The sequence below is a fragment of the Cellvibrio fibrivorans genome (assembly GCF_031457055.1).
GTDB classification, from domain to species: domain Bacteria; phylum Pseudomonadota; class Gammaproteobacteria; order Pseudomonadales; family Cellvibrionaceae; genus Cellvibrio; species Cellvibrio fibrivorans.
This window is the reverse complement of record NZ_JAVDVX010000003.1, coordinates 122,184-138,755: the sequence shown is the minus strand read 5'-3', so window position 1 is coordinate 138,755 and position 16,572 is coordinate 122,184. Positions and strand designations below refer to the sequence as shown.

Here is a 16,572-nt window from a genome sequence, read left to right as displayed (position 1 = left end):
AGCAAATTCCGCTAAAATAGCCGCTCGCACAACCTCCCTGATTGCCAATACAAATCTGATTTATTTATAAAAATGCAAATCCCCGGCTACACACTGATCAAAAAAATCAACAGTGGCGGTATGGCGACTGTTTACCTAGCCACCCAACACAGTGTTGGGCGTACTGTTGCACTTAAAATCATGAAGCCGTCTTTGGATCAAGATCCGGAATTTCACCAACGCTTTCAACGCGAAGCTACTATAATCGGCCAACTCTCACATCCGAATATTATTCCGATTTACGACATAGGTCGGCATGAAAAATTTAATTATATCTCCATGGAGTTTTTACCCAAAGGTTCATTGGATGAAAAAATCACGCAGGGAGTTGCGACTGACACTGCATTAAAAATTACCTTGGGAATTGCTGCTGCATTGGAACATGCTCACAGCAAAGGCTACGTTCATCGCGATATCAAACCAGAAAATATTTTGTTCCGCGAAGATGACTCACCCGTACTCACCGATTTTGGCATAGCACGCACAATTAAATCTAAAGCGAATATGACGCAAGTGGGAGCAGTAATCGGTACGCCCTATTACATGAGCCCGGAACAAGCCAAGGGCGAGACCAGCGATGGGCGATCGGATTTATACAGCCTTGGTGTAGTGCTCTATGAAATGCTTACCGGCAAGCGTCCGTTTCAAGCAGATAGTTCGCTCGCATTGGGAATAAAACATATTCATGAGCAAGCCCCCAAGCTTCCACTGAATGTATTTGCACTGCAATCGATAATGGACAAACTGCTCGCCAAAAAACCGGAGCAGCGCTTCCAAACAGCGCGCGAGCTGATTGATATACTCGAACCTATTGCCAGCAACAAATCGCTGATGATGGTTGGCGGTGGGACTGTGAAATCTGTTCAATTAATCAAGACATTAGGCAGTCTCGTAGCACAAGACCTACGATTTTTTGCAAATAGATCTGCCGCGTTTTTTAATGCGAGAGCGGGGAAACTTTCCACATCCCCAGCAGAGCCAACTATCATCACCAGCTCGCAGTTAGAGCAGACACTTGTCGCGGCACCTGGTTATATGGCTGGTCCAACATCAAGCATATTTAACGATAGCCGCAACAAACTGCGCTGGGTTTATGGTTCGCTAGGTTTACTTGTACTATTGGCGATAGGTTTTATGTTTGTTGATGAACAACCCAATACCAGCACACGTGAACAATGGGCACAGCTGTCTGCAAACGGGAGTGATGAGACAACAAACGCCCACCAAAATGTGAGCGACAATTTATTGCCGCTAACTATTAATCCTATACCCGCTGAAGCGCGGGTTCGCATACTCAATATCAAAGATAAATATTCAACCGGTATGCCACTCGCCCCCGCTGCTTACCATATAGAAATCAGCCACCCGGGTTATGCATCCAAGACCAAATGGATAAGGCTTAATGCACGTAACCAAACCTGGGACATTGCGCTACAAAAATCAGCACAAATTGCCAACCCAAACCAACTGCCATTACCAGAAATGGTAGAGGTTTATAGCAATTCATTTTTAATGGGCGATGCCAATAGCAGCACTGCTAATACGGTAGTGCTGGAAAATAATTACTTAGTCAGTCGCTACGAAATTACATTTAATGAATACGATTTTTTTGCGCTAGCAACCAATCGCGCACTACCTGACGATATGGGCTGGGGCCGCGGTGAGCGCCCGGTCATTAATGTCAGCTGGGATGATGCCATCGCCTACGCCAATTGGCTTAGCAAAACTACCGGTAAAAATTATCGCCTACCAACAGCAGCCGAATGGGAATATGCCGCGCGTGGAAACACGACCAGCAGTTACTGGTGGGGTAACAATGAAAATGACGCACATGAGCGGGCGAATTGTCGCCGTGGCTGCAAATCATTCTGGGCAAGCTTCTTTAACAATAAAACGCAGCCGGTAGGCAGTTTTCCGCCCAATGATTTTGGCATCCACGATACCGCTGGCAATGTCGCCGAATGGGTAAATGATTGCGCTGATAAAACTCCCGCATCAGCCTGTATAAAACGCGCAGTGCGTGGCGGATCATTTGCCAGTAAAGTTGAAGCCATTACGGCTTATTCGCAAGTGGCAATTACTGCAAGCAAATCGCGCAAGTCCATTGGCTTGCGCTTGGTACAAGAAACCCCGGCACAACAAATAGAGAATGAAATCAAAAACGAAAACAGACCGCGAAGACGCAATATTTTTCGTGAGATTTCCGATAGCATTTTCAAGCGGGAAAATTAATCTTCAATTAACTCCCATAAAAAAACCGCTGACTCTCATCAGCGGTTTTTTTATTCAAAATTTTATTTTGGATTAATTACCATAGCTCATCAAGCGCTGATAACGGCGTTCAAGTAATGCATCAACTGGTTCTTTGCTCAAACGATCAACCTGCGCCACTAAACGTTCCTGCAGTTTTTTCGCCATATCGTCCACATTGCGATGGGCGCCGCCCAGAGGCTCGGGAATAGTTTCATCAACAATGCCCAAGTCTTGCAAAATTTTTGAGGTAACACCCATTGCTTGCGCTGCTTCTGGTGCTTTAGCAACGGTTTTCCAAATGATATTGGCGCAACCTTCAGGGGAGATAACGAAATAGGTGGAATACTGCAGCATGTTGAGCTGGTCACCTACACCGATCGCCAAGGCGCCGCCAGAAGAACCTTCACCGATTACTGTACAGACAATCGGGGTGCGCAGACGCGACATAACTGCCAGGTTTTGTGCGATAGATTCAGAAATACCACGCTCTTCCGAGTCGATACCAGGATAGGCACCGGGAGTATCGATCAAGGTCAATACCGGGAGCTTGAACCGCTCAGCCATTTCCATCAAGCGCAGAGCCTTACGATAGCCTTCAGGGCGCGGCATACCGAAATTGCGCATAACTTTTTCACTGACAGTACGGCCTTTTTCTTCGCCAATTACCATCACCGGTTTGCCATCCAGACGTGCCACGCCACCAATAATTGCCGCGTCATCGCCAAAATGACGGTCTCCATGCAACTCGTCAAACTCGGTAAACACACGGGAAATGTAATCAGAGGTATACGGGCGGTGCGGGTGACGAGCGACTTTCACAATATCCCAAGCGGTCAGCTTGGAATAGATGGTCTCTGTCAGCTTGGTACTCTTTTCACGCAACTTGGCGATTTCATCGGCGATGTTCACATCGGAACTGTTGCCCACTAGTTGTAATTCTTCAATCTTGCCTTCGAGTTCGGCGATGGGCTGTTCAAAATCCAGATAATTCAGATTCATAGCGAGCTCTTGATCCGGGTAGCAAACTACCATTTTGACTTATAGGGTGAGTGCTGCAGCCTGCTACTGATGGCTTTTTAGTCAGTCTAACAGGCAGCACAATTGGGGCGCTACCTTACGCGAAATGGGCGATTTAGTCGATCTTTTCCAGCGAAAATGAAGGGAGTGCCCGGACCTTAAACCGGACTGAAAAGATGTGGCGTCAGGATTTGCCCCACTGAGGAACAAACCCCTAAGCATTAGACGCTATTACATAACTTGTACCAGAGAAAATAATGGGCGCTCACGGCCCGGTGAGAAGTAGCTCCCACTGTGTTGTTTTAAGGCCTGCAAGATATGCCGGCGATTGATCAACCCCACCAGCTTGCCGTGCTCAGTGACAGGATAATTTTTAGGTTTGTTACCGAGCATGATTTCCGCGATCTCCAGAATACTGGTATCCGGAGTAACACTCAGCACATCACGCCGCATAATGCTGGTGACCAGAGCTGAATCCTCAGCGTAGAAAGCGCTGTTTAACATTTCTTTAATACAATCTTGTTCCGACACAAAACCCACCACTGCCATGCTCGCATCCACCACTGGTGCGCCAGTAATATTCCATTTGAGTAAATGCTCAACCACCTCGCGCACGCTGGCATCCGCGTTGATCGCCTGCACATTAGCCTGCATATAATCTTTAACAAGAATTGATGACATGTTACTGCCCTCCATCATTCAGTTTTTTTACCTTCTATTAGAGTTTAGATGGATGTGAGCAGCACAAGAGACTGAGAAAATCTGTCGAAGTTAGCTTTTTAGAATAAGTTTATATAAACAACAGTTGCGGGTGAAAAGAAAAAGGCTGCAGATAGCAGTCTTTCGGGCAAAGATTACATACAAGTGTCAATAAACAAGACGTACTTTTGTGCTGCCATAGCTATCGCGCAAGCGCTGCAACAATTCGTCTTCCGGGCGTACGTTCCACTGGCTACCGAAACGCAATTGTGCGCGCGCATCGCTACGTAAATAATCAACGACAATCGCGCAACGCGCCTCTTGCTGTGGCGTTTGACGATAGGGATCAAGCATTTCACCCAACTCGCGCGAAAAACTAGCTGGCAGTGCGCCGGATTCCAACTCCAGCCATAGTTCACGCACTTTTTCCTGACGCACATCGGCAAGCAAGCGCAGATTATCCGCACTCATTTTTAACATGCCACTGAAGTCATCGTATCTGACCTGACCGCTAATAACGAGCAAACCGTCTTTTGATAACACATCGCGCGAGTTATTAAACGTTTCGGCAAAAAGTGTGATGTCCATGCGGCCGGTGCGATCATCAATTGTCAGGATCGCCATGTTATCGCCGCGTTTGGTTTTCACGATGCGCTGGGAAATAACCAAACCGGAAATGGTCTGCGTACCTTTTTCAGGTTTTAAATTGGCGATACGCGAACTAACCAAATGAGTGAGTTCACTTTCGTATTCATCAATGGGATGGCCGGTGAGATACAACCCGAGCGTTTCTTTTTCTGCGTTCAGACGCTCTTTCATTGTCCAAGTACGCACACGGCGAAATTCACTGTACACATTGGTACTGGAGTCGTCACTGGCAATCACTGCGCCAAATAAATCCATCATACCGGCATTCGTATTTGCCATTGCTTGCTCAGCTGTTTTAACAGCTTCACCCATCGCTGCAAACATCACCGCGCGATCATGGTCAATATTGTGTTGCGGTGTATTGCTCGTCGGCCCAAGATTATCAGCAGCGCCGGAGCGGATAATGGCTTCCATTGCACGCTTGTTTACTTTGCGCGGATCGACACGAGCACAGAAATCAAATAAATCTTTAAAAGGACCACCTTCATTGCGCGCAGCAATAATCGATTCAACCGGGCCTTCACCCAAACCTTTAATTGCACCCAATCCGTAAATAATTCGGCCTGCATCATCCACCGTAAAATGAAACTCGCCGGAGTTAACATCCGGCGGTAACAATTTTAATTTCATGGTGCGGCATTCTTCAATAAAGGTAACCACCTTATCGGTCTTATCCATGTCCGACGACATAGTCGCCGCCATAAAATGCGCAGGATAATGTGCTTTTAGCCAAGCGGTTTGATAGGAGACAATTGCATAGGCCGCAGAGTGAGATTTGTTAAAACCATAACCTGCAAACTTTTCTACCAAGTCAAAAATTTTAATCGCCAGCTCAGGATCAACGCCCTGATTTTTTGCGCCGTTTTCAAAAACCTCTCGCTGTTTCGCCATCTCTTCCGGCTTTTTCTTACCCATCGCCCGGCGCAACATATCCGCACCGCCGAGGGTATAACCAGCCAACACCTGAGCGATTTGCATGACCTGCTCTTGATAAACAATAACGCCATAAGTTGGCTCAAGCACCGGCTTTAAACTTTGGTGCTGAAATTTTGCATCGGGATACGCGACTTGCGCGCGCCCGTGTTTACGGTTGATAAAGTCATCCACCATGCCCGATTCCAATGGGCCGGGACGAAACAACGCCACCAATGCAATAAGATCTTCAATATTGTCTGGCTGTAATCGCTTGATCAGGTCTTTCATACCGCGCGATTCCAACTGGAATACGGCGGTGGTTTCAGCGCGTTTTAATAAGCCAAATGTTTTGGGATCATCAAGTGGAATTGCACTTATATCAAGCGGAGCTTCGCCTTTTTTAACGCGCTGCTTATCGATCATAATGCGTGCCCAATCGATAATCGTGAGCGTGCGCAAACCGAGGAAGTCAAACTTCACCAAGCCCGCCTCTTCCACATCACCCTTATCAAATTGGGTAACCAAACCTCCGCCAGTTTCATCGCAATAAAGCGGCGAAAAATCCGTAAGCTTGGTGGGAGCAATAACGACACCGCCGGCGTGCTTACCGACGTTACGCGTCAACCCCTCAAGCTGCACCGCCATCTCCCAAATTTCACCGGCATCGCTATCCTGCTCGATAAATTCTTTAAGTTGCGGCTCTTCTTCAAGCGCTTGCGCAAGTGTCATACCCGGAGTGGGGGGAATCATCTTGGAAAGTTTATCGGCGAGACCGTAAGATTTTCCCTGCACCCGTGCCACATCGCGCACTACCGCTTTTGCAGCCATGGTACCGAAGGTAATGATTTGACTTACAGCATCGCGGCCGTAATTATCGGCAACGTAAGAAATAACCTTGTCGCGGTTGTCCATGCAAAAATCGATATCAAAGTCCGGCATGGAGACCCGCTCAGGGTTTAGAAAGCGCTCGAACAGCAAATCGTATTGCAGCGGATCAAGATCGGTAATTTTTAATGAATAGGCAACGAGCGATCCAGCACCCGAACCACGACCCGGCCCAACGGGAATGTCGTGATCTTTCGCCCATTGGATAAAGTCCATTACAATCAGGAAGTAACCAGGAAATCCCATCTGGTTAATAATATCCAACTCAAAGGTCAAACGGTCTTCGTAGACTTTACGGCGCTCCGCATAATCGGGGGAAGATTTGTCAAGAATACGTTCAAGCCGCTGCTCCAAACCTTCGTGCGAAATTTTCCGGAAAAATTCTGCTTCAGTAAGACCTTCCGGCACCGGATATGCAGGTAAAAAGTATTTACCCATTTGAATTGTAACCGTACAGCGCTTGGCAATTTCGATGGTATTGGTGATGGCTTCGGGGATATCACTAAATAATTCCGTCATCTCTTCCGCAGAGCGTAGGTATTGCTGATCGCTGTAGCGACGCTCCCGTCGGGGGTCATCCAATGCACGACCCTCACTAATACACACACGCGCTTCATGTACTTCAAATTCGCTGGCTTTTAAAAAGCGTACATCATTGGTTGCAACAACGGGGCAATTCATTTCTGCTGCCAGTGCAACTGCTGCATGCAGGTGATTTTCATCGTTTTCGCGCCCGGTACGCTGTAACTCTAAATAAAAGCGATTGGGAAAATCACGCATCCACCCCTGTAACAACTCACCGGCTTGCGGTGTTCTGCCACCGAGTAACGCCATACCCACATCGCCAAACTTTCCGCCGGACAGTGCAATTACGCCTTCGCTGTACTCACTAATCCATTCGCGCTGCAAGTAGGCAACACCTTGTTGCTGGCCATGACGCCACGCGCGCGAAATTAATTCGATAATATTTTTATACCCGCGATCATTCATCGCCAATAAGGTAATGAGTGTTGGCTTACCTTCACTATCGTTACTCGCAATCCAAAAATCACTACCGGCAATGGGCTTGACACCAGCACCTTGTGCAGCCTTATAAAACTTAATAAGGCCATAAAAATTGGTCTGATCGGTAATCGCACAAGCTGGCATATTTAATTCTGCCGTGCGCTTAACGAGCGATTTAATCCGCACCAAACTATCGCTCAGTGAGAACTCAGTATGTAAACGCAGGTGGACAAAATTAGCAGCAGGCATAAGTATTTTCTGAAGGGCGTTAGGGCATTAAAACAATTTCATTTGTTCAATTTTGGCACGCACTGGCGCATAGGAAGTGCGATGAATGGGTGTAATGCCCAATCTATCCAAGGCATCCATATGCACTTTGGTGGGATAACCTTTGTGATCAGCAAAACCATATCCCGGATAAGTTTTATCCAACGCAATCATTTCACGGTCACGGGTTACCTTGGCCAGAATGGAAGCTGCGCTTATCGCGGCAACTCGGCTATCACCTTTCACAACTGCTTCAGCAGGGTAATGCCATTTAGGTAATTTATTGCCATCTACCAGCACATGTTCAGGCTGAATATGTAGTCCTTGAACCGCGCGAGTCATAGCAAGCAAACTAGCTTGTAAAATATTAATGCTATCAATTTCAGCAACAGACGCGCGCGCAATACACCAGCTCTTGGCTTTTTGTTGAATTTCAATAAATAGCTGCTCACGCTTTTTTTCAGTGAGTTTTTTGGAATCATCCAAACCTGCAATAGGATTTTCCGGATCAAGGATAACAGCAGCTGCAACTACATCACCCGCTAGCGGTCCGCGACCTACTTCATCACAACCAGCACCGAGTAGACCTTGATACGCACTGATAAAAGGTTCAAGCACAAAGACACCTGCGTAATTTACTGTTGTTTAATCAAACGAGCCACTGCATCCGCTGCTCGGGCACTCGCGTCACGTTTTAATTCGATATGCATTTGAGCAAAGGTTTGACTTAATGTTTGTGCTTCTTCAGGGTTTTCAAAATAGTTCATCACTGCCGTACTGAGTGTTTCAGGAGTGGCGTTGTTTTGTAACAACTCCGGCACCAACATTTTTTGCGCCAGTAAATTAGGTAATGACACCCAAGGCGTTTTTACTAACCAAGATAAAATCTTGAATGTGAGTGGTGCCATCTTGTAGGCAACCACCATGGGTTTTTTCAACAACAAGGCTTCAAGCGTGACCGTACCTGACGCCAATAAAACCACATCAGCTGCTGCCATAGCCTCATGGGAATGGCCATTAATTAATTCGATAGGAAAATCGACAAACTCATTCAATTCAATATGCAATTGGCGGTAGCGATCCGGACTGGCCGCAGGAATAATAAATTGTAAACTGGGATCTTGTTCTAAACAGTAAACGGCAGTGCGCATAAACACTTCACCCATCCGTTCCACTTCACTCGCGCGGCTTCCAGGCAACAGTGCAACTATGCGACCCTCCTCAGGCAAGCCCAGCAATTTACGTGCGGCAATTTTATCGACGTGCAATGGAATTTCGTCGGCAAGATGATGCCCAACAAATTCCACCGGCACGTGATGCTCCTGATAAAACTTTGCTTCGAAAGGCAAGAGCGTCAACATTAAATCAACTGCACGCGCAATTTTAATAATGCGTTTCTGTCGCCAAGCCCAGACTGAGGGGCTCACATAATGAACGGTTTTAATACCTTTTTCTTTAAGTGATGCTTCAAGAGGAATGGTAAAGTCGGGTGAATCCACGCCGATAAATACAGCGGGAGGATTAGCGATAAAATGCTCGCGTAAAAATTTGCGGATACGCAACAATTCCGGCAGGCGCTTCAAGGGCTCAACTAGCCCCATTACCGCTAAACGGTCCTGTGGGAAATACGAGTGAAAACCCTGCGCTAACATGCGCGGGCCACCGATACCGGAAAATTCTGCTGTGGGAAAGTGGCGACGCAACTCTTGCATCAGTGCTGCGCCAAGAATATCTCCGGATGCCTCTCCGACAACAATACCTATGTGTATGTGATCAGACACTAAGCCTCCGGATTTTTAGCGTGTTTTTCGAGGAGAAAACTGTGCGGGTAATTTTCTAGACAACTCTCTAGATGACGACACAACAAAAAAATATTTAACGAACAATACCGCGCGTTGAACTGTTTAAAGAATCAATCAACACCTGTAATGCTGGGGATTCTGCAGCTAATGGATTCAATTCCGTCAGTGCTTCATCGAGCGTCAAGCCACGTCGATAAATCGTTTTATAAGCCTTGGTTAGCAAATTGATATCGTCTTTGGTAAAGCCGCGCCGACGCAACCCTTCCACATTAATATTTTTTGCTTCAGCAGGGCTGCCATTGACCATCACATAAGCGGGTACATCTTTGCCAATCGCACTGCCCATACCAGAGAAACTGTGCGCACCGATTTTGCAAAACTGGTGAACCAAGGTAAATCCGCTCAGAATTGCCCAATCGCCAATGTGCACATGGCCAGCCAGCGCTGCGTTATTCACCAGAATGCAGTGATTGCCTATCACACTGTCGTGCCCGACATGGACATACGCCATTAACAGGTTGTGATCTCCAATCGTAGTCTCCCCCCGGTCCTGCACGGTACCGCGGTGAATAGTTACACCTTCGCGAATCACATTATTATCGCCAATAACTAAACGGGTTGGCTCACCTTTGTACTTCAGGTCAGGAGTATCTTCGCCGACCGATGAAAATTGATAAATACGGTTGTGCTTGCCGATAGTGGTCGGGCCTTTAAGCACAACATGAGAGGCAATCACACTGCCCTCACCTATTTCAACATCAGGGCCAATAACCGTCCAGGGACCGACCTGAACATCAGCCGCCAGTTTGGCACTAGGATGAATAATTGCAGATGAATCTATCAAAATATCTTCTCGCTAATATCAGGCTAACGCGAATTAAATTTTGCGATCTGCACAAAGAATAGTGGCAGATGCTGCCAATACGCCGTCAACACTGGCTTTACACTCAAATTTCCAGATACCGCGCTTTTCCGAAATAACCCGCGATTCCAGTTGCAAGCGGTCACCAGGAATTACCTGCCGCTTAAAACGCACATCATCCACACCTGCAAACAAATAGATCGATCCATCCTGCGGTTTTTTATTCATGGTTTTAAAGCCAAGGATACCTGATGCCTGCGCCATAGCTTCAATAATCATAACACCCGGAAATACAGGGCTTTGCGGAAAGTGACCATTAAAGACTTCTTCGTTAACAGTAATATTTTTGTACGCGATAATTGACTCACCTTCAATCAATTCCACCACGCGATCCACCAACAAAAAGGGATAACGGTGTGGTAGGTATTCGCGAATTTCGTTAACGTCCATCATGGTACAAACCCCAAGCGATCAATGAAAAATTTATTCCGCACCATGAGTGCGTTCGAGTTTTATTAAGCGTGTTGCCAAAGCATCTAAATGGCGAAAACGTGCTGCATTTTTACGCCAGTCTTTTGTTGGAGCCAAGGGTGTGCCGGATGAATAAGAACCCGGTTCAGAAATTGAAGCAGACACCATACTCCTACCCGTAATATGCACCTTATCTGCAAGTGTTAAATGACCGGCGATAGCAACTGCACCTGCAATAGTGCAACCTGCACCAATTGTAGTGCTGCCGGCGATGGCGGTATGAGCAGCTATGGCGGTATTTTTGCCTATGCGCACATTGTGGCCAATCTGGACCTGATTATCGATAATGGCACCATCACCGATAAAAGTATCGTCAAGCGCACCGCGATCAATGCAAGTACAAGCACCAATTTCAACCTTGTTGCCAATTTGTACTCCACCTAGTTGGTGAATTTTGATCCAGCCACTAGCATCAGGTGCGAAACCAAAACCATCAGCACCGATCACGCAACCGCTATGCAGCATGCAGTCAGCACCAATGCTAACACCATGATAAACACTGACATTCGCCGCAAGTCGTGTGTTAGCGCCCACAACACTATCATTACCAACATAGCTACCGGGGCCGACAATCACACCATCAGCCAAGGTTACGCCATCGCCGATGACTGCATTCGCGCCGATGGAAATGTCTTCACCCAAAAAACAATCTTCACCGATAACGGCGGTAGGATGAATGCCTGAGTATGGGGCACGGAGAAATTCAAATATTGCCGACAATCTGGCGTAAGCGACATAAGGATTCTTAATCACCAGCTTGTTACCCGCAAACTCGTCAGCAAGCTCCGCATTGATAAGCAATGCCCCAGCTTGCGTTGTAGACAAGTACTTTTTGTAGGCAGGATTAGCGATAAAACTTAAGTCTGCTGAGCCAGCAGACTGCAAAGTAGCAAGCGCGCTTATTTCGTGCTCTGCGTTACCACGCAACTCTGCACCCAGCAGTTGCGCTAATTCAGCCAATAAATAAGAACGCTTCATGTGCAGAAAGCCCGATCTTATTTGGCTTTATCAAGCAGGGCAGTCACCTTGGGAGTCAAATCATTTTCTGGTTTTGACATCATCACGGCCTTAGCGTCAACAATCATGCTGATATTTTCTGACTCGACTAATTGCTTAACAACAGCCTCCATCTTCGGACCGATCTCTTGCATGATTTGTTGCATCAAAGCTTGTTGCTCGGTCTGCAATTTTTTGCCTTGGAATTGGTAGTCCTGACCAAGGCTCTGCAATTTCTTTTCGCTCTCGGCACGCTTTTCTGCACTCCAAGTCAAACCATCTTTTTGATACTCAGTTTGCAATGCTTTGATGTCTGCTTGTAAGCCTTCTAACTTTGCTTTAGCGGCAGCAAATTCTGCACTCTTTTGTAATTTTTCAAATTTAGCTTTTGCTGCGGCAGTACCCATCACTGCACCAGTTGGATCGAGCACAACCACTTTACCTTGCGCCCATGAAACAGCCGACATCAGCGACAATGCAACTACAGCAAACATTTTTTGTGTAACAGTCACGATCTATTCCTCTTGATTTGATATTAAAAAATTATTGTTAGAAAGTTTGCCCCAAGGAGAACTGGAACACTTCTGTGCGATCATATTCGTTTTCCTTGAATGGCTCGGCAATACTGAAGGTCATAGGACCAAAGCCGGAAATCCAGGTTAAACCAAAGCCCACAGATGCGTTGATACGATCTATATCAACACCATAACAGTTGAGCTGTGTTGCGCCGCAATCTGTATCAAACACGTTGCCTGCGTCGACAAAGAATGTTGTTTGAATAGAACGTTGATCCTTGATGAAAGGTAGCGGGAATAAAATTTCTGCCCCTCCCTGAATTAGCACATTTCCACCAAAGGCACCACGGGTTCGACTGGTATAAGTACTACCCAGAACCGCATCACTGATCAATTCACCGGGATTACATATACGAATTACGCCATTTTGACCACTGGAACCAACCCCAGGCTCATCAGGGTCTTCACACAATATGTAAGCGCCCCCCCCGACCTCACCGGTATCGCCAATATAATCACCATCACCATTTAGGTCGTCCCAAATCGTCGGCGTGCTGACAGCAGTACGTTGCGGTGAACTACGCGGGCCGAGCGTGTTGCGCTCAAAACCACGTACTGAACCAAACCCTCCAGCGTAATAATGTTCAAAGAAGGGCAATTCATCCAGATCACCATATGCTCCGGCATATCCCAAACGAGTATGTAACCGCAAAGTAAGTGATCTTGTAAGCGGTGTAAATATTTGCCCTGTGTAATCAAATTTATAATATTGCAAATCACCACCGGGCAACGACAACTCGAATGTAAGTTGTTGTGATGCTCCACGATTAGCCAACACACCGCGGTTCAGTGTTGAACGCAACCAATACATACTTACTTGTGCATCGTTAAAAGTGTCACCATAGATATCCAGAAAGCCAGGTGCATTTAGCATTTCTTCGCTATATGTCTGTGGCGTAAAAATGCCATTAGGAAAATCGATACCATTATTCAATTTTTGAACTAACTCGTAATATTGTGCTTGCGTGATGTAGCCTGTGGTTGAATTCCAAAATGGTGAACGAATAATTTCCTGCGAAGAGTAACCAGTTGGTTCTACTTCCAGACTACGCAAACCAATATCAAAGCCGATACGCTCGATATCAGAAATCGGGTAACCAAAATTCAGCTTACCACCATAAACATTAGTGCTATATGGCGTTACGTTGTACGAACCGTAGTCGCTCTTGGTGTAATACAAACTCATACCACGGCTTACACCATCTGGCGTGAAGTAAGGATCGTTGTAATTGAAGTTATAAGCCGTTTGGTAACGGTTATGACTAAAACTGAAACCCACTTGCTTACCCGTGCCAAACCAATTGTTTTGCTGAATACTGGCAGAAAATAGTAAACCTGAATATTGCGCGTAACCAACCTGCAACCCCATGCTACCGGATGGCTGCTCTTCCACAGTGTACTCAACATCAATTTGATCAGACGTGCCGGGAACTTCTTTATTCTCTACTTTAACTTCCTTAAAGAAGCCCAAACGTTCCAGGCGCACTTTTGAATTTTCGATTTGTGCGGAGTTGGCTGAACCACCCTCCATCTGGCGCATTTCACGGCGCAAGACTTCATCAACCGTTTTGGTATTGCCGCGGAAATTAATACGATTTACATAAGCACGCTTACCTGGTTCGATAAAGAAGGTAATTTTTACCGTTTTATCAGCATCATTGCGCTCGGGCATACCTTCGACCTTGGCAAAGGTATAGCCTTCATTACCCAGACGTTTGGTGACATATTCTTCCGAGGTAGTCATGAGTATTTGCGAAAAAATTTGATCTTTGCGCATCAAAATCATGCTGCGAATAATTTGCTCGTCAATCGCAGGATCACCAGCAAGTTCTATATCGCTCACCCGGTAAATGTCACCCTCAGTGATATTCACGGTGATAAAAATTTTGGCCTTATCCGGACTCAGCGATATTTGTGATGAATCAATTTTGAAGTTCAGATAACCGCGATCCATATACCAAGACTCAATGCGTTCCAGATCCCCTTTCATTTTTTCTTTATTGTATTTGTCATTGCCGGAGATCCACGACCACATACCTGTCGTTTTCAACTCAAACAAGTCAATCAACTCTTCTTCGGTGTAACTACTGTTGCCAACAATGTTGATTTGTTTGATACGCGAAGGGCTACCTTCATCAATTTTTACCAATACTTTGACCTGGTTGCGCGGCATATCTTCAATTTCGATATTCACGCTTGCGCCATAGCGGCCTTGGTTCACATATTCACGCTGCAATGCCTGAGTGATGCCTTCCAATGTTGCACGCTGGAAAATTTGCCCTTCAGACAAATTATTGTCTTTCAAACTATCCATCAGGTTTTCAGTCTTGATGGCCTTGTTACCTTTCAGCTCGATCTTGTTAATTGCTGGGCGCTCTTTGATCACCAATACCAAAACATCGCCATCACGCTTGATAGCAACATCGGAGAAGTAGCCTATCTTGAATAATTCGCGGGTCGCATTTTGAATATCAGCCTGGGTCAGGACATCGCCAACACGGATAGGCATGGCACTAAAGACGGTACCTGCTGACACGCGTTGTAAACCTTCTACACGAATATCGCTTACACGAAAGGTTTGCGCCTGTACCGCAAAAGACAGGAATAGCGCTAGAAAACAGCCAATAACTCGCATCAAAACTCGCTTCATAGAATCTGTTCTAATCATAAATGAATGTTGGTCGCAGCCCGGCACAGAACTGCCAGATCAAAGCCGCATTATGTCGTTATACAGCGCCAGGATACTTAGACTGATCACCAGAAAGAGCCCAACCTGATACCCCAGCATCTGCACTCTGTCGGACACCGGTTTCCGCTTAATTACTTCAATCAAGTAATAAAATAAGTGCCCGCCATCCAGTACCGGGATAGGTAAAAGGTTGAAGACTGCCAGGAATACACTGAGCAGGGCGACAAAACCAATAAAGCTCCTCAGGCCGCTCTCGGCCGAAGAGCCCGCCACCTTAGCAATGGTTATCGGTCCACTCAAGTTTTTCGTGGAAATTTCGCCAAGAATCAATTTTTTGACTGATAAAAGAACAAATCCCGAGGTTTCCCAGGTTTTGTTGACGCCGGCCACAAAGGCACCGGAAATAGAATAGTCATAAGAGCGGATCATATCTTCAGGTATGGTATAAGCTTTTACCCCAACACCTATACGCCCAAGACGCTGCCCATCCTCCTCCACCGACTCTGGAATAAGGGTTACTTGCAATATCTGCGCATCTCGCTCGAAATTGACTTGCAATGCATTACCTGGATGCTTGCGCACGTATTCAACCCAGGTTTGCCAGTCGTCGATAACCAAGTCATCGACCTTGAGAATCTTATCTCCCTCTTTAAGACCGGCTTTCTCAGCGGGGCTGGCGGTAAGAACTTCGCCAACAATAGGAGGGATTTTGGGGAGGTATAAGGTAATGCCTAAACCCTCTATCGGATTGGGGTCAGCTGCGTCACGTAACCATTCAACCAAATGTGCTTCAGATTCATAATTAAATTGCGAGTCAGGATAGGCGACCTTAAAGCTAATCTTCCCTGTTTCGCCCAGCCGATTGAGTAGCGCTTTATTGAGCGCTTGCCAGGTTGGCGTTGGCTCTCCATCGACAGCGATAATTTCCTGTCCAGACTCCAACCCCGCTTGGGCTGCTACAGAACCCGGCTCGACCTTATCAATCACAGGAATTAAATCGCGCTGCCCTTGAAGCAATAAAAACCAAAACAGCAGTATTGCCAATAAAAAATTAGCTAGCGGGCCAGCCGCTACTATCGCAATACGCTGCCATACCGTTTTATTGTTAAAGGCCAAATGACGCTCTTCGGGAGCGACGTCGCCCTCGCGCTCATCCAGCATTTTGACATAGCCACCCAAAGGCAATGCAGCCAAGGCATACTCGGTACCTTGTTTATCCCGCCATGACCAAAGCACTTTGCCAAACCCAATGGAAAAACGATGCACCTTCACGCCACAGCGTCGCGCGACATAAAAATGTCCGAATTCATGGATTGAAACCAGAATCAGCAAAGCCACCAGAAAAGACACAATCGTCTGGATTAATTCCATGGATACTGCCTCGGGATA

The 16,572-nt window shown here is 46.4% G+C and carries 12 protein-coding genes; 1 reads left to right on the top strand and 11 read right to left on the bottom strand.

What is annotated here, in order from left to right:
- Positions 1-72: 72 nt before the first annotated feature.
- Positions 73-2,271 carry a bifunctional serine/threonine-protein kinase/formylglycine-generating enzyme family protein gene (locus J2X05_RS09265; protein WP_310071678.1) on the top strand — a complete coding sequence of 733 codons (2,199 nt, stop codon included), beginning with the start codon at positions 73-75 and terminating at the stop codon, positions 2,269-2,271.
- A gap of 72 nt (positions 2,272-2,343) precedes the next feature.
- On the opposite strand, the gene J2X05_RS09260 is transcribed toward J2X05_RS09265, so the two are convergent.
- From J2X05_RS09260 to rseP, 11 genes are all read right to left on the bottom strand, one after another.
- A complete protein-coding gene (locus J2X05_RS09260; protein WP_310071675.1) occupies positions 2,344-3,291 on the bottom strand; it encodes an acetyl-CoA carboxylase carboxyltransferase subunit alpha in 948 nt (315 codons plus the stop codon).
- Positions 3,292-3,540: 249 nt separating this feature from the next.
- Positions 3,541-3,990 carry a CBS domain-containing protein gene (locus tag J2X05_RS09255; protein WP_310071673.1) on the bottom strand — a complete coding sequence of 150 codons (450 nt, stop codon included), beginning with the start codon at positions 3,988-3,990 and terminating at the stop codon, positions 3,541-3,543.
- A gap of 186 nt (positions 3,991-4,176) precedes the next feature.
- A complete protein-coding gene (dnaE, locus tag J2X05_RS09250) occupies positions 4,177-7,710 on the bottom strand; it encodes a DNA polymerase III subunit alpha (RefSeq protein ID WP_310071669.1) in 3,534 nt (1,177 codons plus the stop codon).
- A 27-nt stretch (positions 7,711-7,737) separates the two neighbouring features.
- On the bottom strand, positions 7,738-8,346 hold the full coding sequence (rnhB, locus tag J2X05_RS09245) for a ribonuclease HII (protein WP_310071668.1): 609 nt from the start codon (positions 8,344-8,346) through the stop codon (positions 7,738-7,740).
- A gap of 17 nt (positions 8,347-8,363) precedes the next feature.
- Positions 8,364-9,509 carry a lipid-A-disaccharide synthase gene (gene lpxB, locus J2X05_RS09240; protein WP_310071666.1) on the bottom strand — a complete coding sequence of 382 codons (1,146 nt, stop codon included), beginning with the start codon at positions 9,507-9,509 and terminating at the stop codon, positions 8,364-8,366.
- Positions 9,510-9,603: 94 nt separating this feature from the next.
- Complete coding sequence (gene lpxA, locus J2X05_RS09235; RefSeq protein ID WP_310071663.1) at positions 9,604-10,374, bottom strand: acyl-ACP--UDP-N-acetylglucosamine O-acyltransferase; 771 nt, start codon at positions 10,372-10,374, stop codon at positions 9,604-9,606.
- Between the two features lie 33 nt (positions 10,375-10,407).
- A complete protein-coding gene (fabZ, locus tag J2X05_RS09230; RefSeq protein WP_310071660.1) occupies positions 10,408-10,845 on the bottom strand; it encodes a 3-hydroxyacyl-ACP dehydratase FabZ in 438 nt (145 codons plus the stop codon).
- 30 nt (positions 10,846-10,875) lie between these two features.
- The gene (lpxD, locus tag J2X05_RS09225) at positions 10,876-11,901 is read right to left on the bottom strand and encodes a UDP-3-O-(3-hydroxymyristoyl)glucosamine N-acyltransferase (protein WP_310071657.1); all 1,026 of its coding nucleotides are present in this window, start codon (positions 11,899-11,901) and stop codon (positions 10,876-10,878) included.
- A gap of 17 nt (positions 11,902-11,918) precedes the next feature.
- On the bottom strand, positions 11,919-12,431 hold the full coding sequence (locus J2X05_RS09220; RefSeq protein ID WP_310071654.1) for an OmpH/Skp family outer membrane protein: 513 nt from the start codon (positions 12,429-12,431) through the stop codon (positions 11,919-11,921).
- Between the two features lie 37 nt (positions 12,432-12,468).
- Positions 12,469-15,129, bottom strand: a complete 2,661-nt coding sequence (gene bamA / locus J2X05_RS09215; RefSeq protein WP_374725273.1) for an outer membrane protein assembly factor BamA — start codon at positions 15,127-15,129, stop codon at positions 12,469-12,471.
- A gap of 72 nt (positions 15,130-15,201) precedes the next feature.
- Entirely contained in the window at positions 15,202-16,554 is a 1,353-nt protein-coding gene (gene rseP, locus J2X05_RS09210) for a sigma E protease regulator RseP (RefSeq protein ID WP_310071650.1), read from the bottom strand.
- Positions 16,555-16,572: the final 18 nt, after the last annotated feature.